Source organism: Bradyrhizobium xenonodulans (assembly GCF_027594865.1).
GTDB classification, from domain to species: Bacteria; Pseudomonadota; Alphaproteobacteria; order Rhizobiales; family Xanthobacteraceae; genus Bradyrhizobium; species Bradyrhizobium xenonodulans.
In genome coordinates this window covers 573552-597047 of record NZ_CP089391.1, presented here as the reverse complement: position 1 = coordinate 597047, position 23496 = coordinate 573552, and the positions used below count along the sequence as shown (strand labels likewise).

At 65.3% G+C, this 23496-nt stretch carries 24 protein-coding genes and 1 pseudogene; 16 read left to right on the top strand and 9 right to left on the bottom strand.

The window, feature by feature from the left end:
• Positions 1-307 precede the first annotated feature (307 nt).
• From I3J27_RS02820 to I3J27_RS02810, 3 genes are all read left to right on the top strand, one after another.
• Positions 308-1228 carry a peptidylprolyl isomerase gene (locus I3J27_RS02820; protein ID WP_270164967.1) on the top strand — a complete coding sequence of 307 codons (921 nt, stop codon included), beginning with the start codon at positions 308-310 and terminating at the stop codon, positions 1226-1228.
• A gap of 130 nt (positions 1229-1358) precedes the next feature.
• Positions 1359-2600, top strand: a complete 1242-nt coding sequence (argJ, locus tag I3J27_RS02815) for a bifunctional glutamate N-acetyltransferase/amino-acid acetyltransferase ArgJ (RefSeq protein WP_270164966.1) — start codon at positions 1359-1361, stop codon at positions 2598-2600.
• A gap of 11 nt (positions 2601-2611) precedes the next feature.
• Positions 2612-3022 carry a (deoxy)nucleoside triphosphate pyrophosphohydrolase gene (locus tag I3J27_RS02810; RefSeq protein WP_270164964.1) on the top strand — a complete coding sequence of 137 codons (411 nt, stop codon included), beginning with the start codon at positions 2612-2614 and terminating at the stop codon, positions 3020-3022.
• A 145-nt stretch (positions 3023-3167) separates the two neighbouring features.
• On the opposite strand, the gene I3J27_RS02805 is transcribed toward I3J27_RS02810, so the two are convergent.
• Positions 3168-4016: a methyltransferase domain-containing protein gene (locus I3J27_RS02805; protein WP_270173022.1), complete on the bottom strand. Its 849-nt coding sequence runs from the start codon at positions 4014-4016 to the stop codon at positions 3168-3170.
• A gap of 64 nt (positions 4017-4080) precedes the next feature.
• Between I3J27_RS02805 and I3J27_RS02800 the strand changes: the two genes are divergently transcribed.
• The 4 genes from I3J27_RS02800 to I3J27_RS02785 are packed head-to-tail and all read left to right on the top strand — an operon-like array spanning position 4081 to position 6555.
• A complete protein-coding gene (locus I3J27_RS02800) occupies positions 4081-4890 on the top strand; it encodes a ComF family protein (protein ID WP_270164962.1) in 810 nt (269 codons plus the stop codon).
• A gap of 35 nt (positions 4891-4925) precedes the next feature.
• Positions 4926-5201, top strand: a complete 276-nt coding sequence (gene grxC, locus I3J27_RS02795; RefSeq protein WP_270173021.1) for a glutaredoxin 3 — start codon at positions 4926-4928, stop codon at positions 5199-5201.
• Positions 5198-6076 (top strand): carbon-nitrogen hydrolase family protein, encoded by an 879-nt coding sequence (locus tag I3J27_RS02790; RefSeq protein WP_270164960.1) that lies wholly within the window; start codon positions 5198-5200, stop codon positions 6074-6076. Before grxC ends, I3J27_RS02790 begins: the two co-directional genes overlap by 4 nt.
• The gene (locus I3J27_RS02785; RefSeq protein ID WP_270164958.1) at positions 6073-6555 is read left to right on the top strand and encodes a DUF1178 family protein; all 483 of its coding nucleotides are present in this window, start codon (positions 6073-6075) and stop codon (positions 6553-6555) included. Before I3J27_RS02790 ends, I3J27_RS02785 begins: the two co-directional genes overlap by 4 nt.
• A 13-nt stretch (positions 6556-6568) precedes the next feature.
• Here I3J27_RS02785 and I3J27_RS02780 read toward each other — a convergent pair whose 3' ends face one another.
• From I3J27_RS02780 to I3J27_RS02765, 4 genes and pseudogenes are all read right to left on the bottom strand, one after another.
• Positions 6569-7468 (bottom strand): EamA family transporter, encoded by a 900-nt coding sequence (locus I3J27_RS02780; protein ID WP_270164956.1) that lies wholly within the window; start codon positions 7466-7468, stop codon positions 6569-6571.
• A 268-nt stretch (positions 7469-7736) separates the two neighbouring features.
• Positions 7737-8013, bottom strand: a pseudogene (locus I3J27_RS02775) (GIY-YIG nuclease family protein).
• 108 nt (positions 8014-8121) lie between these two features.
• Positions 8122-8895 carry a bifunctional 2-polyprenyl-6-hydroxyphenol methylase/3-demethylubiquinol 3-O-methyltransferase UbiG gene (gene ubiG, locus I3J27_RS02770; protein WP_270164955.1) on the bottom strand — a complete coding sequence of 258 codons (774 nt, stop codon included), beginning with the start codon at positions 8893-8895 and terminating at the stop codon, positions 8122-8124.
• A gap of 14 nt (positions 8896-8909) precedes the next feature.
• On the bottom strand, positions 8910-9377 hold the full coding sequence (locus tag I3J27_RS02765; protein ID WP_270164953.1) for a PH domain-containing protein: 468 nt from the start codon (positions 9375-9377) through the stop codon (positions 8910-8912).
• Positions 9378-9527: 150 nt separating this feature from the next.
• Between I3J27_RS02765 and I3J27_RS02760 the strand changes: the two genes are divergently transcribed.
• The 5 genes from I3J27_RS02760 (at position 9528) to I3J27_RS02740 (ending at position 16598) form a co-directional block, all read left to right on the top strand.
• Positions 9528-10784, top strand: a complete 1257-nt coding sequence (locus tag I3J27_RS02760) for an aspartate kinase (protein ID WP_270164951.1) — start codon at positions 9528-9530, stop codon at positions 10782-10784.
• 268 nt (positions 10785-11052) lie between these two features.
• Positions 11053-13320 (top strand): phosphoenolpyruvate--protein phosphotransferase, encoded by a 2268-nt coding sequence (ptsP, locus tag I3J27_RS02755; protein ID WP_270164949.1) that lies wholly within the window; start codon positions 11053-11055, stop codon positions 13318-13320.
• 57 nt (positions 13321-13377) lie between these two features.
• Positions 13378-14463 (top strand): peptide chain release factor 1, encoded by a 1086-nt coding sequence (gene prfA / locus I3J27_RS02750; RefSeq protein ID WP_270164947.1) that lies wholly within the window; start codon positions 13378-13380, stop codon positions 14461-14463.
• Positions 14460-15353 (top strand): peptide chain release factor N(5)-glutamine methyltransferase, encoded by an 894-nt coding sequence (gene prmC / locus I3J27_RS02745; RefSeq protein WP_270164946.1) that lies wholly within the window; start codon positions 14460-14462, stop codon positions 15351-15353. The genes prfA and prmC overlap by 4 nt, the downstream gene beginning before the upstream one ends.
• Before the next feature lie 462 nt (positions 15354-15815).
• Entirely contained in the window at positions 15816-16598 is a 783-nt protein-coding gene (locus I3J27_RS02740; RefSeq protein WP_270164944.1) for a DUF4167 domain-containing protein, read from the top strand.
• Positions 16599-16679: 81 nt separating this feature from the next.
• Here the strand turns inward: I3J27_RS02740 and I3J27_RS02735 are convergent, their stop codons facing one another.
• Positions 16680-17426 (bottom strand): class I SAM-dependent methyltransferase, encoded by a 747-nt coding sequence (locus tag I3J27_RS02735; protein WP_270164942.1) that lies wholly within the window; start codon positions 17424-17426, stop codon positions 16680-16682.
• 108 nt (positions 17427-17534) lie between these two features.
• Here I3J27_RS02735 and gloB point away from each other — a divergent pair, with 108 nt between their 5' ends.
• Together gloB and I3J27_RS02725 are read left to right on the top strand one after the other, a co-directional pair.
• Positions 17535-18302 (top strand): hydroxyacylglutathione hydrolase, encoded by a 768-nt coding sequence (gene gloB, locus I3J27_RS02730; RefSeq protein ID WP_270164940.1) that lies wholly within the window; start codon positions 17535-17537, stop codon positions 18300-18302.
• Between the two features lie 23 nt (positions 18303-18325).
• A complete protein-coding gene (locus I3J27_RS02725; protein WP_270164938.1) occupies positions 18326-18748 on the top strand; it encodes a cupin domain-containing protein in 423 nt (140 codons plus the stop codon).
• A 42-nt stretch (positions 18749-18790) separates the two neighbouring features.
• On the opposite strand, the gene yddG is transcribed toward I3J27_RS02725, so the two are convergent.
• The 3 genes from yddG to I3J27_RS02710 form a co-directional block, all read right to left on the bottom strand.
• On the bottom strand, positions 18791-19660 hold the full coding sequence (yddG, locus tag I3J27_RS02720; RefSeq protein ID WP_270173020.1) for an aromatic amino acid exporter YddG: 870 nt from the start codon (positions 19658-19660) through the stop codon (positions 18791-18793).
• A 114-nt stretch (positions 19661-19774) separates the two neighbouring features.
• Complete coding sequence (gene phbB / locus I3J27_RS02715; protein WP_270164935.1) at positions 19775-20500, bottom strand: acetoacetyl-CoA reductase; 726 nt, start codon at positions 20498-20500, stop codon at positions 19775-19777.
• A gap of 250 nt (positions 20501-20750) precedes the next feature.
• Positions 20751-21929: an acetyl-CoA C-acetyltransferase gene (locus tag I3J27_RS02710; RefSeq protein WP_270164933.1), complete on the bottom strand. Its 1179-nt coding sequence runs from the start codon at positions 21927-21929 to the stop codon at positions 20751-20753.
• Between the two features lie 304 nt (positions 21930-22233).
• Here I3J27_RS02710 and phaR point away from each other — a divergent pair, with 304 nt between their 5' ends.
• Both phaR and I3J27_RS02700 read left to right on the top strand, forming a co-directional pair.
• The gene (gene phaR, locus I3J27_RS02705) at positions 22234-22830 is read left to right on the top strand and encodes a polyhydroxyalkanoate synthesis repressor PhaR (protein WP_270164930.1); all 597 of its coding nucleotides are present in this window, start codon (positions 22234-22236) and stop codon (positions 22828-22830) included.
• A gap of 43 nt (positions 22831-22873) precedes the next feature.
• Positions 22874-23491, top strand: coding sequence for a class I SAM-dependent methyltransferase (locus I3J27_RS02700; protein WP_270164928.1), 618 nt, complete (start codon positions 22874-22876; stop codon positions 23489-23491).
• The last annotated feature ends 5 nt before the right edge of the window (positions 23492-23496 follow it).

Genomic DNA, 23496 nt, shown 5'->3' with positions numbered 1-23496 from the left:
GTCACCCGCCTGCCTATCAACTCACCGTGACGCCTGATGGCGCCAGAGCCCGGACTGCGGGGGGTCATCCGCCATATGGGTGGGAATTGGGCAAGTCTGGGTTCAACGGCCAAAAACGCAGCAAAATAAACGCCATCGCCATGGTCGCGACCGGGCAGAGATATGGCCCGGTCAGGGCCTTGTCAACGGCGGCCGCGTTGCGGCTAATTCATCATTTTGACAGACTTTTCGCGTTGCCAAGCCCCCCTGAATTGGGCGAGTGTCCGCCCCGCTCGAGCAGCCCCCTGCTTCAACAAAAGGATTTTCCATGACCACCTCGTTCCCGGTAACCAAAACCGGCCTGCGCTTCGGCCTCGCCACCGCCCTCGTGGGCTGCCTTGCGCTGGCGCTGATCGCGGGTCCCGGCCGGGCTGCCGACGATCCGGTGCTGGCGAAGGTCAATGGCGCGGAAATCAAGAAGAGCGACGTCGCCATGGCCGAGGAGGAACTCGGACCGAGCCTCGCCCAGATGGACCCGGCGACCAAGGACGAGAACGTCCTGTCCTTCCTGATCGACATGAAGATCGTCGGCAAGGCCGCCGAGGACAAGAAGATCGCCGACGGCGAGGAGTTCAAGAAGCGCCTGGCGTTTGCCCGCAACCGCCTGCTGATGGACAGCCTGCTCGCGGGCGAGGGCAAGGCCGCCACCACTCCCGACGCGATGAAGAAGGTCTATGAGGAGGCCTCCAAGCAGATCACGGGCGAGCAGGAAGTGCGCGCCCGCCACATCCTGGTCGAGACCGAGGACGAGGCCAAGGCGGTGAAGGCCGAGCTCGACAAGGGCGCCGATTTCGCCGAGCTTGCCAAGAAGAAGTCCAAGGATCCGGGCTCGGCCGATGGCGGCGACCTCGGCTTCTTCACCAAGGAGCAGATGGTGCCGGAATTCTCGGCCGTGGCCTTCGCGCTCGAGCCGGGCAAGATCTCCGACCCCGTGAAGTCGCAGTTCGGCTGGCACATCATCAAGGTCGAGGAAAAGCGCAGCCGCAAGGCGCCGGACTTCGAGCAGGTCAAGGCGCAGATCGAGCAATACGTCACCCGCAAGGCCCAGGCCGACTACGTCGCCAAGCTGCGCGCGGAAGCCAAGGTCGAGCGCATGGACCAGCCGGCGGCCGACGCCAAGCCGGCCGATGCGGCCAAGACCGATGCCAAGCCCTCCGACAGCAAGATGGCGCCGCCTGCGAAGAAGTAAGAATTCGCTGTCACTTCGGTGACGTGAAGAGTATCTAAGCCTTCGTGATGCCCGGCCCCAAGCGCGAAGCGCGTCTTCGCAAAGTGGGGCCGGGCATCTGCATATCCAGATCCCACCAAGGCGCCCCGCGATGTCCTCCTCCGTCTCCCCGCTCGCCCCGAAAAACGTTCCCGACATGCCCACCATCGCGGGCGTCCGTCTCGCGACGGCCGAAGCCGGCATCCGCTACAAGAACCGCACCGACGTGCTGCTGGCGGTCATGGACAAGGGCACCGCGGTCGCCGGCGTCTTCACCAAATCGAAGTGTCCGTCCGCGCCGGTGGAATGGTGCCGTTCGAAACTGAGGGGCGGCAAGGCGCGCGCGCTGGTGGTCAATTCCGGCAATGCCAATGCCTTCACCGGCAAGACCGGCCGCAGTTCCACCGCACTGACCGCGAAGATCGCGGCCAAGGCGGTCGGGTGCAGCGAGGGCGAGATCTTCCTGGCCTCGACCGGCGTGATCGGCGAGCCGCTGGACGCGACCAAGTTCGACGGCGTGCTCGGCCGCCTCGCGGAGACCGCCGAACCCGGCGATTACCTCACTGCTGCCAAGGCGATTATGACCACCGACACCTTCCCGAAGGTCGCAACCGCGACCGTGAAGCTCGGCAAGGCCAAGGTCACCATCAACGGCATGGCCAAGGGCGCCGGCATGATCGCGCCCGACATGGCGACGATGCTGTCCTTCATCTTCACGGACGCACCTATCGCGCCGGCCGCGCTGCAAGCTCTGCTCAAGGCCGGCGTCGAGGACACTTTCAACGCGGTGACGATCGACGGCGACACCTCGACCTCGGACACGCTGCTGGCCTTTGCCACTGGCGCTGCCGCCGAGCACGGCGCACCAAAGATCAGCCGCGCCAGCGACCCGCGCCTGAAGGCCTTCGTGAAAGCATTCAACCAGATCCTGGCCAATCTTTCGGAGCAAGTCGCCCGCGACGGTGAAGGCGCGCGAAAACTGGTCGAGATCACCGTCGAGGGCGCCAAGACCAAGGCGTCGGCCCGCAAGATCGCGATGTCGATCGCCAACTCGCCGCTGGTCAAGACCGCAATCGCCGGCGAGGACGCCAATTGGGGCCGCGTGGTGATGGCCGTCGGCAAGGCCGGCGAGCCGGCCGATCGCGACAAGCTCTCGATTTCCTTCAACGGCATCCGCGTCGCCAAGAGCGGCGCGCGCGATCCGTCCTATGACGAGGCGCAGGTGTCGGAAGCGATGAAGGCGCCGGAGATCGCGATCAAGGTCTCGCTCGGCCTCGGCAAGGGCCGCGACCGCGTGCTGACCTGCGACCTCACCAAGGAATATGTGGCGATTAACGGGGATTACAGGTCTTAAATCGAACGCCGATGGCCGATCTCAAACTGACACTGGTGGTGGCCTGCGCGCTGGTCGATGCCGACAAGCGTGTCCTGATCGCGCAGCGCCCGCCGGGCAAGACGCTCGCCGGCCTCTGGGAATTTCCCGGCGGCAAACTCGAGCCCGGCGAACGGCCGGAGCAGAGCCTGATCCGCGAGCTCCACGAAGAGCTCGGCATCACCGTCGCCGAGCCGTGCCTCGCACCACTCACCTTCGCGAGCTACGGCTACGAGACCTTTCACCTGTTGATGCCACTCTACATCTGCCGGCGCTGGGAGGGTCAGGTCTCGCCACGCGAAGGCCAGACCCTGGCCTGGGTCCGCGCCAACAAGCTGCGCGACTACCCGATGCCGCCGGCGGACATCCCGCTGATCCCGCATTTGATTGATTTGCTGATGTGAATGGAAGATCGCCGTCACCCTGAAGTGCCGGAGCGAAGCGGAGGCCTCGAAGGGCGACGGCGCCAAGGTGCCCGCTGGCATCCTTCGAGGCTCGCCGAAGAGGCTCGCACCTCAGGATGACGCCGCGTTTTGCGGCAAGCTACCGCTACTCCTTCCCCGCCTTCTTCACCGCCTCCGCCAGGCTCGCTTTCGCCGACCCCGGCTTGAGCGGCTGCTGCTGGCTCGCATGCGGGGCCCAGCCGGACAGCCAGATGATGTCGAAGGTCGCGCGGATGCGGCCGTCGGCGTCGGCAAAGCGCTCAGCATAGATTTCGGCCATGCGCAGCAGCGTCGCACGCCGGCTCGGGACGCGGCGCCGCTCGATCATCACATTGGCCGCGCCCATGCGGCGGAGATCCTGCATCAGCGCGAACGCATTGCCATAGCGCACCACGACGCGGTCGACGTCGGTGACAGGCAGTGCAAAGCCCGCCCGCTGCAACAGCGCGCCGATGTCACGCAAATCCGCAAACGGCGCCACGCGCGGCGAAACGCCGCCCTCGCATTCGGCTTCCGCTGCGGCAAAGGCCTGGCGCAGCTCGGTCAGGCTGTCGCCGCCGATCATCGCGGCGAGGAGCAAACCATCGGGCTTCAGTGCACGGCGGATTTGCGCGAACACGCCCGGCAAATCGTTGACGAATTGCAGCGCCAGCGCGGAGACGACGAGGTCGAGGCTTTCCGGGGCGAAGGGCAGCGTCTCCGCTCCCGCCGCATCGAGCGCGATGCGCTCGATAGTGGGAAGCTGCGTGCGCAGCCCAGCGAGGCCTTCCCCTGATGTCCACAGATCGGCCGGCGCGTGAAACTCGCGCATCACTGCGGCCAGCCGGTCGGACATGTCCTCGGCCACACGATCGAGCAGAAAGGTCACCTCGCCCTGCGCCAGCGCACGCCGCTGCCGTGCGTACAGCAACGCGCGATCGAACAAGGCAGGCGGGGTTTGCGGGGTCTGGGCCATGCCGCTGGTTACGCTGATCACGACGGTTCTGGCAATCCGCCGCGTGCAACGCTAGCCTCCTCCCATGGAAGCCGACGCCGCCCCCTCCCGTTCCCTCTCCGCACCGCTGCGTGCGGCGTGGACGGCCGGCCGCACCGTGCTGGCGCGGGCGGCGCGGCTCGCGCTCGACGTTGCGCTGCCGACGCTATGCGTGTCCTGCCGTGAGCCGGTCGATGGCGAGGGGGTCTGCGCGTCGTGCTGGGCGCGGCTGTCGTTCATCGAACGGCCCTATTGCCCGCGGCTCGGCATCCCCTTCGTTTATGACCCCGGCCCCGACATGCTGTCGATGGAGGCGATCGCGAGCCCGCCGGCCTACCAGCGGGCGCGCGCGGCGGTACGTTATGACGACGTCGCGCGCACGCTGGTGCATGCGCTGAAATACCAGGACCGCACCGATCTGGCGCCAGCCATGGGCCGCTGGATGGCGCGCGCGGGCGGCGAGCTGCTCGCAGGCGCCGACATGCTGGTGCCGGTGCCTCTGCATTGGCGGCGGGCCTGGCGGCGCCGCTACAACCAGTCCGGCGCGCTCGCGCGCATCATCGAACGGCAGAGCGGGATCAAGGTCCGCGGCGAGGTGCTCCGACGGGTGCGCGCGACCGAGCAGCAGATCGGCCTGTCGCGGGCCCAGCGCGCGACCAATGTGCAGGGCGCATTCCAGGTATCCCCCGACCGTCAGGCCGAGGTCCAGGGCCGCCGTATCATCCTGATCGACGATGTCCTGACCTCGGGGGCGACGCTGGATGCCTGCGCGCGGGCCCTGCTGCGCGCCAAGGCGGCCCAGGTCGACGTGCTGGTGTTCGCCCGGGTTGTCGAGAGCGGCCCCCGTCCCATATAATTCAATGACTTCATGACATGAGAGCGCTGGACGACATGACCGCTGCTGTCGAGATCTACACCAGACCGGGTTGCGGTTACTGTTCCGCCGCCAGATCGCTGCTGACCCGCAAGAAGGCGACCTTCACGGAGTTCGACGTCGCCAAGAACCCGTCCTGGCGTCAGGAGATGTACGACCGCGCCGGCGATGGCTCGACCTTCCCCCAGATCTGGATCGGCGGAACCCATGTCGGCGGCTGCGACGACCTCTACGCGCTCGACCGCGAGGGCAAGCTCGACGGCCTGCTCGACAACGTGAAGGCGGTGTCATGAGCGACAACAGGACCTTCACCGCCGCCATGGTGCAGATGCGCACCGGCCTGATGCCCGAGCCGAGCCTCGCCCAGGCGACCAGGCTGATCCGGCAGGCTGCGGCCAATGGCGCCGACTACGTGCAGACGCCCGAAGTCAGCAACATGATGCAGCTCAACCGCAAGGCACTGTTCGAGCATCTGCAGAGCGAGGAGGACGACACCTCGCTGAAGGCTTATCGGGCTCTCGCGGCCGAGCTCGGGATTCACATCCATGTCGGCTCGCTGGCGCTGCGCTTCTCGCCGGAGAAGGCGGTCAACCGCTCCTTCCTGATCGGGCCCGAGGGCAATGTGCTCGCGAGCTACGACAAGATCCACATGTTCGACATCGAGCTGCCGGACGGCGAGAGCTATCGCGAATCCGCCAATTACCAGCCGGGCGAGACCGCCGTGATCTCCGACCTGCCCTGGGGCCGGGTGGGCTTAACGATCTGCTACGACGTGCGCTTCCCCGCGCTCTATCGCGCGCTGGCCGAGAGCGGCGCGTATTTCATCACGGTGCCGTCGGCCTTCACCCGCAAGACCGGTGAGGCGCACTGGCATGTGCTGCTGCGTGCGCGCGCGATCGAGACCGGCTGCTTCGTGTTCGCGGCGGCGCAGGCAGGCCTGCACGAGAACAAGCGCGAGACCTACGGTCACTCCCTGATCATCGATCCCTGGGGCGAGATCCTCGCCGAGGGCGATGTCGAGCCCGGCATCATCATGGCGAAGATCGATCCGGCCAAGGTCGAGACCGCCCGCCGCGCAATTCCCTCGCTCCAGCACGGCCGCCGCTTCGGCGTCGCCGATCCCAAGGCCGGGCCGGACCATCTGCACCTCGTCAGGGGATCGGTATGATCCGCTACGCGCTCCACTGCGACCGAAACCATGCCTTCGAGAGCTGGTTCCAGAGCTCGTCGGCTTACGATTCGCAGGTGAGGCGCAAGCTCGTGACCTGTCCGATCTGCGGCTCGGCCAAGGTCGACAAGGCGATCATGGCCCCGCGGATCGTCGGCAAGAAGGGCCGCGGTCGCGCAACCCCGCCACCGGAGCCGGCGACGACCGCCGCGCCGGAAGCCACGCCATCAGGATCGACCTCGCTGATGATGGCGCAGGAGCGCGAATTGCGCGCCAAGCTGAAAGAGCTGCGCGATCACATCGTCAAGAACGCCGACAATGTCGGCGAGCGTTTCGCCAACGAAGCCCGCGCCATGCATTACGGCGACAAGGAGCACCGTCCGATCTATGGCGAGGCCTCGCCTGAAGACGCGAAGTCGCTGATCGACGAGGGCATCGAGGTCTCGCCGCTGCCGACCTTGCCGGAAGACCGGAACTGACGCGCGACGCGCGTCAGACGCCCACCAGCACAGCCACGCCGACGACGATCAGCGCGATGCCGAAAATCTCGCGCGGCGCGATCGGCTGCTTGAACGAGTAATATGCCACGCCCTGCGCGAACAGCACCTCGATCAGCGCGAGCGTGCGGACATTGGCGGCCGCCGTCAGTGCAAACGCCAGGAACCAGAATTGCGAGGCGAAGGCGCCCGTGAAGCCCGCGAGCATCGAGGGCCGCCAAAGTCCGAGGATCCCCCGCAGCACGTCTGGCGCGCGCCAGAGCAGGTAGATCGTCAGCACCAGCGTCTGCGCGAACAGGCCGAGCACCAGCGTGACCGACGCGGCCGTCACGAAGGATACGCCCGGCACGTTGATGATGGCGCCGCGGAAGCCCACGGCCGACAGCGCGAACGCCGCGGCGGCAACGAGGCCCGTGATGGTCGGCTTCAATTCCGCAAAGCTCTTCTCGCCGCCAGGCCGCAGCGCGGTGATGACGACGCCGATTGTCGCGATCACGATCGCCAGCACCTTCAGCCAGGTCAGATGATCGCCGAGAAAGACGAAGCCGAAGATTGCGGTCTGGATCGCCTCGGTCTTCAGGTACGCCGTCGTCACCACGAAGGAGCGATCGTTCATCGCGAGCAGCATCAGCCCGGTGGCGACGATCTGGCTGAGCGCACCCAGCAGCAGCCACAGCCAGAACACGGCCGGCGGCATGCCGAGATGATCGCCGGTTAAGACCAGCACCACGCCAAGAAACAGCAGCGAGAACGGGAAGCCGAACAGGAAGCGGATATTGGTCGCGCCCCAGGTCCCCAGCGGCTTCGTCAACGACCGCTGCATCGCATTGCGCACGACCTGGCCGAGCGCAGCAATGATTGTGAAGGGAATCCAGAGGCTGGCGACGGTGAACATGGGGGTTGGGGGCGGCTATGCAGGAAAAGATCGTAGCCAACGTTGCAAGCTGTCGCTTGCGCGGTCAACCACACGGACGTCATGGGTGCGATGCTCGCGCAACAATTTTCAGTGTCGTCCCTGCGAACGCAGGGACCCATAACCCCAGGGAGCAGTTTGGCGAAGGCTAGTGGTCCAGTACTAGCACCTCGTCTCCACCGATAGATCACGCGGTATGGGTCCCTGCGTTCGCAGGGACGACAGCGTTTGCTTGGGAAGCATTACACCATCAAACCAGGAGATCGCTCAGGTCACGCCACTCCGGATTGTCGCGCTCGATCAGCTCGATCTTCCAGTCTCGCTTCCAGCGCTTGAGCTGCTTTTTCGCGGGCGATTGCCTCTTCGGCCCGCTCGTAGGTCTCGACGAGGCGGTGCACGCCGTAGTGCTTGACGAACTTCGAGCCTTTGCCGGTTCGATGTTCTTCCAGCCGTTTCTGGAGCGAGTTGGTGATGCCGATGTAGAGCGTTCCGTGATGGCGACTGGCGAGGATGTAGACGTAGTACATGCTCTGGACGCCTGTCTCGGCTAACGATTAAGGCCTGGGGTTATGGGTCCCTGCGTTCGCAGGGACGACACCGTCTGTGGAGAGGCAGCTCGTGCCATGTCCGCAGCCTCACACCATGCCTTCCGCTACCACCATGTAGTTCACGTCCATGTCGGACGAGAGCGCCCATTTGTCGGCGAAGGGCGAGTAGACGACGCCGGTCTGCTCGGTGATGACGAGGCGGTTGTCGAGGAGATATTTCGTCAGCTCGTCGGGGGTGACGAACTTGTTCCATTCGTGGGTGCCGCGCGGCAGCCAGCGCAGCACGTATTCGGCGCCGACGATGGCGAGCGCAAAACTCTTCCAGTTGCGGTTCAGCGTCGAGACCACCATCAGGCCGTTCGGCTTCAGCATGGTGGCGCAGCGCTTGAGGAAAACGCCGACATCGACGACGTGCTCGACGACCTCCATCGCCAGCACGATGTCGAAGCGCTCGCGCGGATCGATCTCTTCCACCGTGGTGCAGCGGTAGTCGATCGACAAGTGCGCCTTGTCGGCGTGCAGCTTCGCGGCTGCGATGTTGCTGACCGACGGATCGACGCCGATGACCTGCGCACCGAGGCGTGACAGCGGCTCGCACAACAGGCCGGCGCCGCAGCCGATGTCGAGGACGCGCAGGCCGGCGAGGCAGTTGAGGCTGCGCACATTGCGCTCGAACTTTCGGCAGGCGGCGTCGCGGATGTAGCCGAGCCGCAGTGGGTTGATCCGGTGCAGCGGCGCCATCTTGCCGTTGGGGTCCCACCACTCGGCCGAAAGCTTTGAGAATTTCGCGATCTCGGCGGCGTCGACGGTCGAGCCCGGCTGGGCGGAGGCGGTTGCGGAAGTATTTTGCTGCATGCTCATGGTTACGCGCGGTCCTACCGCGTGGTGATCGAACTACGGAAGGCGAGCGGCGAGGCGATGGTGGTGATCTTCTCGATCCCCTCGCCAACGCCGCGAATCGTCACGTCGCCGTAGTTGAGAATACGTCCAAGGATGGTCTGGTCGACATCGACGCTCTCGACCTTGTCCAGCGCCATCTCGAAGGTGCGGCGCTTGATGAACCCGGTCTTGTGCACAACCCGGAGGTTGGTGACGTCGGTCTCGGTGGTGAAGCGGTGGAACCAGCCCTTCACGGTCCAGAACAGGGCCGCCAGAGCCACCACGCCCGCGCCGATGAGACACAGAATCACCAGCCCGTCGACCGTGGCCTGCCGTGACAGGACCAGAAGGCCCAAGGCCACGATCCAGGCCAGGATGGCCGGAAAATAGAAGATCCAGTGCGCATTGGTCGAATACAGCACCCGCTCGCCGGGTTGCAGGATCTCGTCGATATAACGCGCCATGATCTCGGTTAACCCATACCCCCGCAACTGGCCCCGCAGGAACCCGCTTGCCCCCGGCCCCGCCCGTCTGTATACGCGCGGTCGGTATCCGCGAGGCACCGTCGGCGCGGGTCACCATACTGATCCTTATGAAGGAATGCACGCGTCGTCATGAGCCGCCTCGTGATGAAATTCGGCGGCACGTCCGTCGCCAACATCGAACGTATCCGCAACGTCGCACGCCATGTGAAGCGTGAGGTCGACGCCGGCCACGAGGTGGCCGTGGTCGTCTCGGCGATGTCCGGCAAGACCAACGAGCTGGTGGCCTGGTGCACCGAGGCCTCGCCGATGCACGACGCGCGCGAATACGACGCCGTGGTCGCCTCCGGCGAACAGGTCACGTCCGGCCTGCTGGCCATCGTGCTCCAGGGCATGGGTATCCAGGCCCGCTCCTGGCAGGGCTGGCAGATCCCGATCAAGACCAGCGACGCCCATGCCTCGGCACGGATCGAGGACATCGACGGCACCGAGATCATCAACCGCTTCAGGGATCGCAAGGAGGTCGCGGTCATCGCCGGCTTCCAGGGCATCAATCCCGAAACGAATCGCATCACCACGCTCGGCCGTGGCGGCTCCGACACTTCGGCCGTGGCGATTGCCGCCGCGGTCAAGGCGGACCGCTGCGACATCTACACCGATGTCGATGGCGTCTACACCACCGACCCGCGAATCGTGCCGAAGGCCAAGAGGCTCGACAAGATCGCGTTCGAAGACATGCTGGAACTGGCCTCCCAGGGCGCAAAAGTGCTCCAGGTCCGCTCGGTGGAACTCGGCATGGTCCACAATATGCCGATCTTCGTCCGCTCGAGCTTCGACAAGCCCGAGGATATCGACCCGCATGCCAACCAGCCGCCCGGCACGCTGATCTGCAGCGAGGAGGAGATCATGGAAAGCCACGTCGTCACCGGCATCGCCTTTTCGAAGGACGAGGCCCAGATCTCGGTGCGCCAGATCGAGGACAAGCCGGGCGTTGCGGCGTCGATCTTCGGTCCGCTGGCGGATGCCAACATCAACGTCGACATGATCGTTCAGAACGTGTCCGAGGACGGCAAGACCACCGACCTTACCTTCACGGTGCCGGCCGCCGACTACACCCGCGCCAAGGACACGATCACCGCCGCCAAGGCCAAGATCGGTTATGCACGGCTGGATACCGCCACCGACGTCGCCAAGATTTCGGTGATCGGCAGCGGCATGCGCAGCCATGCCGGCGTCGCCGCCCAGGCGTTCTCCGCCCTCGCCGGACGGAATATCAACATCCGGGCCATCACAACCTCCGAGATCAAATTCTCGGTTTTGATCGACACGGCCTATACCGAGCTTGCGGTGCGCACCCTGCACACGCTCTACGGTCTCGATCAGGCTTAGGCTAATTTTCTCTTAGCGGTCGCAGCAAACGCGAAGGTGTACACACCTTCGCGTTTGGCAGGCGTTTTGCTTGGCAAAACAAGCCCCAATTCGCTATACGGCGAACAGGGTGGGCTGCCGCAGACTGTGTCCCAGTTCAGGCCGCTGATTCGGTGCAAGCTGTGGTTTGCGCCTGCGCCGGACGAACAATTTGGTTGTTTTTCTGGAATTTTGGGCCAGCCGCCGGCCGATACCGCCGGGCCCGGCAGACGGAGGAGATTGACGGTTCATGCGGAGCGCGTCGGGAGGTCCCCGCGTCTTGTTGAGACGGCTCCGCGAAACCATGGCGGAGCAGGTCTCGGCCCAGGAGCGGCTGGACAAGATCGTGGTGCTGATCGCCGCCAACATGGTGGCCGAGGTGTGCTCGGTCTACGTGCTGCGCGTCGACAACACGCTCGAGCTCTACGCCACCGAAGGCCTCAACCGCGAGGCGGTGCACCACACCGTGCTCAGCGCCCATGAGGGCCTGGTCGGCCTCGTTGCCAGCGAGGCAACCCCGCTCAATTTGAGCGATGCGCAGAGCCATCCGGCCTTCTCGTTCCGTCCGGAGACCGGCGAAGAAATCTATCACTCCTTCCTCGGCGTGCCGATCCTGCGCGCCGGCAACACGCTCGGCGTGCTGGTGGTGCAGAACCGCGCCAAGCGCAATTATGTCGAGGAGGAGCTCGAGGCGCTGCAAACCACCGCCATGGTGATCGCGGAGCTGATCGCCTCGGGCGAGCTGTCCGCGCTCGCCCAGCCGGGCCTCGAGCCTGCCGCACGCCATTCCGCGCAGAAGGTCGGCGCGATCCTGTCGGAAGGCATCGCGCTCGGCCATGTGGTGCTGCACGAGCCGCGTGTGGTCATCAAGGACTACATCGCCGAGGATCTGCCGAAGGAAATCAAGCGGCTCGACACCGCGCTCGCCAAGCTGCGCGCCGATCTCGACCGCATGCTGGAGCGCGGCGACGTCGCCGAAGGCGGCGAGCACCGCGAGGTGCTGGAAGCCTACCGCATGTTCGCCAACGACCAGGGCTGGTCGCACAAGCTGCACGAGGCGGTCGCCACCGGCCTGACCGCGGAGGCCGCCGTCGAGCGCGTGCAGTCCGACACCCGCGCGCGCATGCTGCGTTCGACCGATCCTTATTTGCGCGACCGGCTGCACGATCTCGAGGATCTCGGCTACCGCCTGATGCGGCAGCTGGTCGGCCAGGACCATGCGCCGTCACGTGAACAGCTGCCCGACAACGCCATCGTCATCGCGCGCGCGATGGGCCCGGCGGCGCTGCTCGACTACGACCGCAAGCGCCTGCGCGGCATCGTGCTGGAGGAAGGCACCGCCAACTCCCACGTCTCGATCGTGGCGCGCGCGCTCGGCATTCCCGCGGTCGGCGAAGTGCCGAATGCGCCCGGCATCGCCGATCCCGGCGACGCCATCATCGTCGACGGCACCTCCGGCTCGATCTATGTGCGGCCGTCGCAGGAGGTCGAGGCGGCCTTCGCCGAGCGCGTGCGCTTCCGCGCCCGCCGCCAGGCGCAATATCTGGCGCTGCGCGACCGGCCTTGCGTCACCAGGGACGGCCAGAAGGTCGAGCTGATGATCAACGCAGGTCTCGCGATCGACCTGCCGCATATCGAGGACACCGGTAGCGCCGGCATCGGCCTGTTCCGCACCGAGCTGCAATTCATGGTGGGACAGAGCCTGCCGCGCACCAGCGACCAGCTCGCGCTCTATCGCACCGTGCTGGATGCCGCCGGCACAAAGCCCGTCACCTTCCGCACCCTCGACATCGGCGGCGACAAGGCGCTGCCCTACATGGAAGCGGTGATCGAGGAGAATCCCGCGCTCGGCTGGCGCGCGATAAGGCTCGGGCTCGATCGTCCCGGCCTGCTGCGCGGCCAGATCCGCGCACTGCTGCGCGCCGGCGGCGGCCGCGCGCTGCGCATCATGTTCCCGATGATCTCGGAGGTTGCCGAGTTCGATTCCGCCAAGGCACTGGTCGAGCGCGAGCTCACTTATCTGCGCCAGCACGGCCACACGCTGCCTGAAAGAATCGACATCGGCACCATGGTCGAGGTGCCGGCGTTGCTCTATCAGCTCGACGAGCTGCTGCGGAAGGTCGACTTCATCTCGGTCGGCTCCAACGATCTGTTCCAGTTCCTGTTCGCGGTCGACCGCGGCAACGCCAAGGTGTCCGAGCGCTTCGACACCATGTCGGCGCCGATCCTGCGCGTGCTGCGCGAGATCGCGCGGAAGTCGAACGATGCGAAGAAGTCGCTGTCGCTCTGCGGCGAGATGGCCTCCAAGCCGATCGGCGCGCTCGCCCTGATCGCGATGGGCTACCGTTCGCTGTCGCTCTCGGCGACCGCGCTCGGCCCGGTCAAGGCGATGGTGATCGACCTCGACGCGAAGAAGGCCGAGGCGATGCTCGGCCCATTGCTGGACGCGCCGAGCGGCAGCGTCTCGATCCGGCAGAAGCTGACGGAATTTGCCGAGGCCGAAGGCCTGGCGTTGTAGCGGGCCTGTCGTCCCTCCCCGCCGCCTCGCCTCTTTCCGCCATTTGAGACTGAACCGATGTCGTCACTCCCCGAAGCCAAACTGGACGTCCTGCTCGCGCATCATGCCTCGCTCGAGGCCGAATCGCTGGGACAGCTCGCCTCCGAACGCTATGTGCAGATCACGCGAGAGCTCGCCGAGATCACGCCGCTGATCGAGGCGGTCAAAGCCTATCGTTCGGCCGTGAAGGAGCTCGTCGACACCGAGGCGCTGATCGCCGATCCCGCGACGGATGCCGAGATGCGCAGCATGGCGGAAGCCGAGCGCGACGAGCTGGCGCCCAGAATCGAAGAGCTGGTCCAGAAGATCCGCGTCGCGCTGCTGCCCAAGGACGCCATGGACGATCGCAACGTGGTGCTGGAAATCCGCGCCGGCACCGGCGGCGACGAAGCCTCGCTGTTCGCCGGCGATCTGTTCCGGATGTACGAGCGCTTCGCGAGCCTTCAGGGCTGGAAGGTCGAGGTGATCTCGGCGAGCGAAGGCACCGTCGGCGGCTACAAGGAAATCATCGCGGAGGTGCAGGGCCGCGGCGCGTTCTCGAAACTGAAATTCGAATCCGGCGTGCACCGCGTGCAGCGCGTGCCCGACACCGAGACGCAAGGGCGCATCCACACTTCTGCCGCGACGGTCGCCGTGCTGCCGGAAGTCGAGGAGGTCGACGTCGAGATCAAGAACGACGATCTCAGGATCGAGACCATGCGCGCGCAGGGCGCGGGCGGCCAGCACGTCAACAAGACGGAATCGGCGATCCGCATCACCCATATCCCGACCGGCATCGTGGTGATGATGCAGGACAGCCGCTCGCAGCACAAGAACCGCGCCTCGGCCATGAACATCCTGCGCTCGCGCATCTACGACGCCGAACGCCAGCGCGTCGACGCCGCCCGCTCGGCCGAGCGCAAGGAGAAGGTCGGCTCCGGTGACCGCAGCGAGCGCATCCGCACCTATAATTTTCCGCAGGGACGCGTCACCGACCATCGCATCAATCTGACGCTCTACAAGCTGCCGCAGGTGATCGCGGGCGAAGCGCTCGGCGAATTGACAGATGCGCTGACCACCGAGCATCAGGCCGCGCAGCTCGCCGCGCAAGGCGCGGCGGCGTGACGCCCCGCGCGAGCCATCACTTCACCGGGCAATCGATCGAGAGCGCGCGGCGGGCGCTGGCCGGACAACTGAGATCGGCGCAGCTCGACGAAGCCGAGCTCGACGCCCGCATCCTGCTCGGTGCGATACTCGGCCTCGATCTCACCGGCCTGATTGCACAGGCCAGCCGCACGCTCACCGAGGCCGAAGCGGCGCGGCTCGCGCAGCATGCACAGCGTCGCATCGCCGGCGAGCCGGTGGCGCGCATTCTCGGCGTGCGGGAATTCTGGGGCCTGCCGTTTCGGCTGTCGGAAGCAACGCTGGTTCCGCGTCCCGACACCGAGACCGTGGTCGAACGCGCGCTCGAGCTGTTTCGCGAGCGGCGAATGTCTCATCCGCCGCGCATCGCCGATATCGGCACCGGATCCGGCGCGATCCTGCTTGCGCTGCTGCACGAAATCTCCGGTGCCTTCGGGGTCGGCACCGATCTCAGCCTCTCCGCACTCGATACCGCGAAAGGCAATGCCGCAGCTCTCGGCCTTGCCGGCCGCGCCGCCTTCGTCGCCTGCTCCTATGCGGCGGCGCTCCGCGGCCCGTTCGATCTCATCGTGTCGAACCCACCCTACATTCCCTCGGGAGAAATTCCGAAACTGGGCATCGAGGTGCGCGAGCACGATCCGCATCTGGCGCTCGACGGCGGCAATGACGGCTATGACGCCTACCGCGCCCTGATCCCGCAGGCGACTGAACGGCTCGCACCCGGCGGAGCGCTGATCGTCGAGGCTGGACAGGGTCAGGCCGGAGATATTGAAACCTTGATGATGGCTGCCGCGTTATCGGTGGACAGGCCGCCCAAGGCCGATCTGGCGGGCATTCCGCGGGCAGTTTCGGCCCGAAAAATGCCCCCATAAAAGCCGGATTGGGCTGCAAAAAACCTCTTGGAATATCGCTTGGGAACGACTACCTTCCGGTCAACAGATCGGTACCGGCCCCGTAGACCTACGGGTGAAAGCCGGGCTCTCGGGCGAGAGCGTTACTGATGAAGGTTCCAAGCCGCAGGTCCTGTTGAGCGCGATGGCGATTAGAGCTGCGCTGCTTACCGACCGCAACGTGAACGAAAGCCTGATATTGCGCTTGAAGACTTACGCAACAAAGCTGGGCTTGTTTCGGCAGGCGATATGAATGGGTTCGCTGGCAATGAGTGCTGGCGGGTGGGGAACGCGTCTTTGTTGAACGCGACGGTCGACGAACATCGGCAGAGTTCAAGCCGCTCCTGCGCGCGGTGCGCGCGAGAGATGTGAACCGCTGTCACCAGGTCACTCCGAGCAATCAGTAATGCGTGCAACCTTTAGGGCTGGAATTAAAGGCAGGACATGAGAAACGGTCAGAACAAGCAGCGGATGCGCAACCGCAATAATAATAACAACAACAATAACCGGCGCGGCCAGAACCCGATGACCCGGGTCTACGAATCCAACGGACCCGACATCAAGATCCGCGGCACGGCTTCGCACATCGCCGAAAAATATCTCCAGCTCGCGCGCGATGCGCGCTCCTCAGGCGACCCCGTCGCAGCCGAGAACTACTACCAGCACGCCGAGCATTATTTCCGCCTGATCGCGGCCGCCCAGGAACAGTTCCGCCAGAACCAGCAGCCGCGCGGCGACGAGCCGATCAGCAGCAGCAGCGGCGACGATGGCGAGGACGACGGCGAGAATTTCTCGAATTTCGGCCAGGAGCCGGGCTTCGTGCCACAGCCGCCGCAGCAGCCCTTCATGCGCGACCGCGACGGCCAGCGCGATCACCAGCGTGATCATCAGAGCCGCGACAACCAGCAGCCCTATCAGCGCGACAACCAGCAGCCGCGCGAGCATCGCGAACGCGACCATCGCCCGCAGCCGCAATATCAACCGCAGCCCCAGCCGCTACCGCTGAACCAGCCGCAGCCCGTCGTTGCCGACACCGGCAGCGTCGATCGCCTGCCCTCCTTCATCACCGGCGGCGCACAGCCGCAAGCGAATGCCGGCCAGGGTGGTTTCGAAGGCGGCGCTGGCGGCGAGCGCTTTCCGCGACGTCGGCGTCGGCCGCATGGCCCACGCCCCGAGCGCGAAGCCGCTCCGGCCGCCTCGAGCGACGAAGTGGCCCCCGGCGAGTAAGCCGCGGCCCTGCCTTCGCTGGACATCCTTCGCCAGACATCCTGACCTGAATCGTCCCGGCCTCGCCGGGACGATTTGTTTTCAGCTGCGCGTGACCGTCGTCGAGGACGGCACCAGCACGGGCTTCGTCAGCGCGGGAATCAGCCGCGCACGCTCGCGCGTTGCGGGGATCGCGCGATAGACCTGCTTGGTGGCTTCGACGATGTGCACGCCGGCAAAGGGCAGCGACAGCGCCGCACCGGCGCGCTCCCACATCTGCGCCGATTTCAGCACCCAGCCGCCGGCATAAGGCGGCATGAACAGCGCCTCACCCCAGGCGGTCGGCGTGAACCAGGTCTGGCGCAAGAGGTCGGTGATCTGCGAGCGCGAATAGGGTCGTCCGTGGCCGAATGGCGTGCTGTCGGTGCGGGTCCACACCCCGCGCCGGTTCGGAATCACCGCGATCACGCGGCCGGAGGGCGACAGCACCCGCCACACCTCGCGGAGCAGCGCGGCTGGATCGTCCGACATCTCCAGCGCATGGATCAGCAGGATACGGTCGACGGCGGCGTCGGGAAGCGGCAGCGAGAACTCATCGACCAACGAAGCCAGCGCCGGCCGTCCCGTCGGCCATTTCAGGACACCCTGCGCTGACGGCATGAAGGCGAGGCAGCGCTCCGCGTCCTCGCGGAACAGGCCGAGATAGGGCGTGGGATAGCCGATACCGAGCACACGCTGGCCCTCGGCATTCGGCCAGCGCTCCCTGATGCCGCGATTGATCATTTGCCGCGCCACAATTCCAAGGCGGCGGGAGTAGAACTCGCGCAGGTCGACGACGTCGATGGTCATGACGGCAATGTAACATGCGCAAGGCCGCCGCCGCGCGCGGAATATTGCATTGCCTGTGCAACGTTAACGCCATATTTGTCTGGCGGGGCTGAGCCCGATGGAGATGTCATGGCCGCCGAAATTCGTACTTTCAACTGTTTAAACGATAATTTCGGTTATCTGATCCACGATGTGGAAACCAAGGCGACCGCCTCGATCGACGCGCCGGAGGCTGGCCCTATCCTGCAGGCGCTGGAACGCGAGGGCTGGCAGCTCACCGACATCCTGATTACCCATCATCATGGCGATCATGTCGGCGGGGTCGCCGAGCTCAAGCAGAAATACAATTGCCGCGTCGTCGCGCCGCATGACAAGACGACGAAGATTGCCAACGTCGATCTGCGCGTCGCCCATGGCGACGTGATCAAGGTCGGCAATCTGCTGGGACGGATCCTCGAGACACCCGGCCACACGCTCGATCACATTTCCTACGTGTTCGACAACGAAAAGACGCTGTTCGCTGCGGACACGCTGTTCTCGATCGGATGCGGCCGCGTGTTCGAAGGCGACTACCCGATGATGTGGGACTCGCTTCTGAAGCTGCGGGCGCTGCCCGACGACTTCAAGCTCTATTGCGGCCATGAATACACGGCGTCCAACGTCAAGTTCGCGCTGACCATCGATCCGGACAATGCGGCGCTTCAGGCCCGTGCGGCGGAGGTGACCAAGCTGCGGGCCGAGAACAAGCCGACCATTCCCTCACTGCTTGGTGATGAGAAGCGGGCCAACGTGTTCCTGCGCGCCGATGAACCGTCGGTCGCAGCCAGGCTGCACATGAAGGGCGCCGAAGCCGCCGCGGTGTTCGGCGAACTGCGCGAGCGCAAAAACAAGTCCTGAAGCACAAATCCTGCCGGGGATCGATGCCGACCGCAGCCGAGATCATCACGCGCCTCGAACTCCGTCCACATCCCGAGGGCGGCCACTACCGCGAGACGTTTCGCGACCAGACCACCGACGCCAACGGGCGCTCGCGCTCGACCCTGATCTACTTCCTGCTCGCGCGGGGCGAGCGCTCGCACTGGCATCGCGTCGACGCAGTCGAGACCTGGCACTACTACGCCGGCAGTCCACTGACACTGCGCATCGCGCATGAGGGCTGCACCCGCCACGAGGTCCGGCTCGGCACCGACCTTCTCGGCGGCGAACGGCCGCAGGCGATCGTGCCGGCGGATGCCTGGCAGATGGCCGAGAGCACGGGCGAGTGGACGCTGGTCGGCTGCACCGTAGCTCCGGCGTTCGAGTTCGCAGGCTTCGAGCTCGCACCGCAGGGCTGGGAGCCGTAGATCCACGCCGGGGCTCGCGCTCCGCGCGCCCCGGAATGACGATCACCGCTTCCGCAGCACCATGTCCTTCGCCGCGATCAGGCCGCCGCCAGCGATCAGGATCGCGGCGATGGCGATGTTGGCGCTGGCTTTTGCAAAACCGGCGGCGATGAGGAAGCCGGTCGAAAGCAGCGGCGTCGCGTAGGAGGCGGCGCCGAGCACGCGGATGTCGCCGCGCTTCATGCCGATGTCCCAGGCGTAGAACGCCGCGCCCACGGGGCCGATGCCGAGCGCGATCACGGCGAGCCATTGCAGCGTGGTCTCGGGCCACACCGTGGTTTCGAGCAGAGCATGCATCAGCGCGGCGAGCACGGCGGTGGCAAGGCAGAAACCCGCGACCGCGTCGGTCGGCACCGCCTTGAGCCGCCGCGACAGGACCGAATAGGTCGCCCAGACGAACGCCGCGATGAAGGCCGCGATCAGTCCGGGGGCCGCCCCCGGCGCAAAGCCGCTCGTGTTGCCGGCGAACAGCAGCACGGTGCCGACGAGGCCGAGCACGGCGCCGATGATGTGATGCATGGCGAGCCGCTCGCCCGGCAGGAACGACGAGAACAGCACGATCAGCAGCGGCCACATGTAATTCAAGAGGCCGGCTTCGGCCGGCGGCGCAAAGCGCAGGGCCAGGAAATACAGCGCGTGATAGCCGAACAGGCCTCCGACGCCGACGACCCACACCACCAGCGGCTGGCGCAGGCTCTTCGCCGCATCGCCGCGGCCGATCCAAGTGAGCAGGCCGACGAGACCGCCGATCGCGAAGGTCATCGCGGCGAGCTGGAACGCCGGGATCTTTCCGGTCGCCACCGTCATCACTGACAGCAGCGACCACATCAGGATCGCGGTCAATCCGATCAGTGTGGCTGTGCGTGGGGTCATCATTCAAGGCTCTGAGGACGCTTATGCCCGGCACGAGGCCGGGCATTTTCGTCTTCACTATCGCCTTGCCGCGCCTGAAGCTACAGGCTTTTGGGTCAAAGGCTTGACGCCCCATCAGGCCTGATATTGGCCGCCATTGATGGTCATCGTCGATCCCGTGATGAAGCCGGCCTCATCGGCCGCGAGGAACACGACCGCGCGCGCGATCTCCTCGGGCTCGCCGAGCCGGTTGACCGGGATCTGCGGGATCACGTTCTTCTCCAGCACGTCCTTCGGCACCGCCTGCACCATTTCGGTGTTGATGTAGCCGGGGCAGATCGCGTTGACGGTGATGCCGCCCTTGGCGTTCTCGAGCGCGAGCGCCTTGGTGAAGCCGATGTCACCGGCTTTCGCCGCGGAGTAGTTGACCTGACCGAACTGGCCCTTCTGGCCGTTGATCGATGAGATCGAGATGATGCGGCCGAATTTGCGCGCGCGCATGCCCTCGATCACCGGGCGCGTCATGTTGAACAGCGAACCGAGATTGGTGTTGATGACGGCGTTCCACTGCTCCAGCGTCATCTTGTGGAAGGCGGTGTCGCGGGTGATGCCGGCATTGTTGACGAGCACCTCGACCGGGCCGAGATCAGCTTCGACCTTCTTCACACCTTCGGCGCACGCGTCGAAATTGCTGACGTCCCATTTGTAGACGGCGATGCCAGTCTCGGCCTTGAATTTCTCCGCCGCCGCATCGTTGCCGGCATAACTCGCCGCGACCTTGTAGCCGGCGGCCTTCAGCGCTTTGCTGATCGCAGCTCCGATGCCCCGCGTACCACCCGTCACCAATGCAACACGTGCCATATCGTATTCCTTCCCTTGGACTCTTCGGACGTTTCTGAGTGATCGTTTTTAACGGTGGATTATGCGGTTGGTTTGACGGACATCAAGAACAAAACGCCCGGCGTTGAGCCGGGCGTTTTTATTTAGTCGAGGCTTGCGCGGTTGCGAAGAATAATTGATTTGCAACCGCTGCCTTTTTAGCCGCGTGCGACGCACTCAATCTGTGTGCAGCGCACGCGCAAATGACACGTCAGCTATGTGTCAGCTATCTTCAGTCGCGCGCCAGACACATCGCGATACCCATGCCGCCGCCGATGCACAGCGTGGCGAGACCCTTCTTCGAGTCGCGCTTCTGCATTTCGTGCAGCAGCGTCACCAGCACGCGCGCACCGGAAGCGCCGACCGGATGGCCGATCGCGATCGCGCCGCCATTGACGTTGACCTTGGAGGTGTCCCAGCCGAGGTCCTTGTTGACGGCACAGGCCTGCGCCGCGAAGGCTTCATTGGCCTCGATCAGGTCGAGATCGCCGACGTTCCAGCCGGCCTTCTTCAGCGCGGCACGCGAGGCCGGGATCGGACCCGAGCCCATGATCTTCGGATCGACGCCGGCCTGCGCCCAGGACACGATGCGCGCGAGCGGCGTCTTGCCTTCCTTGGCGGCCTGCTTGGCGGTCATCAGCACCACGGCGGCAGCGCCGTCATTGATGCCGGAGGCCGAGCCCGCGGTGACCGTGCCTTCCTTCTCGAAGGCGGGACGAAGCTTGGCCATCGCGTCGATCGTTGCGCCGTGGCGCGGATATTCGTCGGCGCTGACGACGACATCGCCCTTGCGGCCCTTGATGGTGACGGCGACGATCTCGTCGTTGAACTTGCCGGCCTTCTGCGCGGCCTCGGCCTTCTGCTGCGAGGCGACCGCAAACTCGTCCTGCTGGGCGCGGGTGATCTGCCACTGCCGCGCGACGTTCTCGGCGGTGTTGCCCATGTGGTAGCCGTTGAAGGCATCCCACAGGCCGTCCTTGATCATGGTGTCGACGAACTCGACCGGGCCCATCTTGACGCCGCCGCGCAGGTACTGGGCGTGCGGGGCCATGCTCATGGATTCCTGGCCGCCGGCGACCACGATCTCGGAATCGCCGTTGAGCAGCGCCTGGTAGCCGAGCGCGACCGTGCGCAGGCCCGAGCCGCAGAGCTGGTTGACGCCCCAGGCCGGGCTCTCCACTGGAATGCCGGCCATGATCGAGGCCTGGCGGGCCGGGTTCTGGCCCTGAGCGGCGGTCAGGATCTGGCCCATGATGACTTCCGAAACCCGACCGGGCTCGATGCCACCACGCTCCAGCGCGGCCTTGATGGCGATGGCGCCGAGATCATGGGCGGGAAGGGTCGCGAACGCTCCGTTGAAGCTTCCGACCGGGGTGCGGGCGGCGCTGACGATGACGACATCGTCTGACATGGGCATCTCCTGGTGTTGAAAGGGGGCAGGCGGGGCTGGGGAAAAGGCTCGCCAGTCTCGGATGGCATCCTGTTAACGTCGTTGAGGCATGTCAATCGGCCGGCGACCGAATTCATGCCGCAGCGCATTCAAAATAGCGTTCTTGGCGCTTTCGCAAGCACGTTTTTGCTGCCCGATTAACCGTGGCGCACAAAACGGTAGCGTGACCCCTTTGAAAATGCTTATTTTGTTGCGTTGCGTACTCTTCCCGCCCTGCGGCATGGCCCGCCGGGTTCCCGTTCTCCGCGCTTGCAAGTGAGAGCCCATGGCGAAATCAGACCAACCCACCACCATCAAGAAATACGCGAACCGCCGGCTCTATAACACCGGAACGAGCACCTACGTGACGCTCGAGGATCTCGCCGCCATGGTCAAGGACGGCGAGGATTTCCTGGTCTACGACGCCAAGAGCGGTGACGACATCACCCGCTCCGTGCTCGCCCAGATCATCTTCGAGCAGGAGAACAAGGCCGGCCAGAACCTGTTGCCGACCACCTTCCTGCGCCAGCTCATCCGCTTCTATGGCGACAGCATGCAGATGGTGGTTCCGAAATATCTGGAGCAGTCGATCGCGACGCTGACCCAGGAGCAGGAGAAGTTCCGCAAGCAGATCGCCAACACGCTGTCCGGTACTCCCTTTGCGCCGTTGGAAGAACAGGTCCGCCGCAACATGGAACTGTTCCAGCAGACCTTCTCGATGTTCAAGCCGTTTACCCCGGGCGCGGCCCGCCCGGCGACCACTTCGGAGCCGGAGCCCGATGCCAACGCCCCGGCGGCCACGGACAGCAACATCGACGATCTGCGCCAGCAGATGAAGGACATGCAGGAGCGCCTCGAGCGGATGTCGAAGAAGGACGAATAAATCGTTCCTCTGCGGACGGCCGCCGGGCGAGTCGGAGGACGTCATGTCCGACCGAAGCACGCATTGGGACAATGTCTACGCCACCAAGGGCGAGGCCGAGGTTAGCTGGTTTCAGGACAGCCCGACGATCTCCCTCGAGATGATTCGTGCGGCCGATCCGGCTCCCGGCGCACGCGTCATCGATATCGGCGGCGGTGCCTCGCGGCTGGTCGATGCTCTGTTGCAGCACGGATATCGTGATCTCGCCGTGCTGGATCTCTCCGCCAATGCGCTCGACGCTGCGAAGCGACGAATCGGCCACGCCGCCTCAACGGTCGACTGGATGGTCGCCGACGCCACGACTTGGCAGCCGGCGAAGACCTACGATATCTGGCACGATCGTGCGGCGTTTCACTTCCTGACCGAAGCCCGCGACAGGGCTGCTTACGTCGCGCGCCTGCGGTCGGCGGTTGCACCCGGCGGCCACGTCATCATCGCGACGTTCGCGCCCGACGGTCCGGAGAAGTGCAGCGGCCTGCCGGTGCAGCGGCACGACAGTGCGAGCCTTGCGGCAGAGCTCGGGCCGGAGTTTGAGCTGGTCGAGACGCGGAGCGAGACGCACCATACGCCGTGGAATTCGACGCAGGCGTTTCAGTTCAGCCGGTTTCGGCGGAGCGGCTAGCTCCC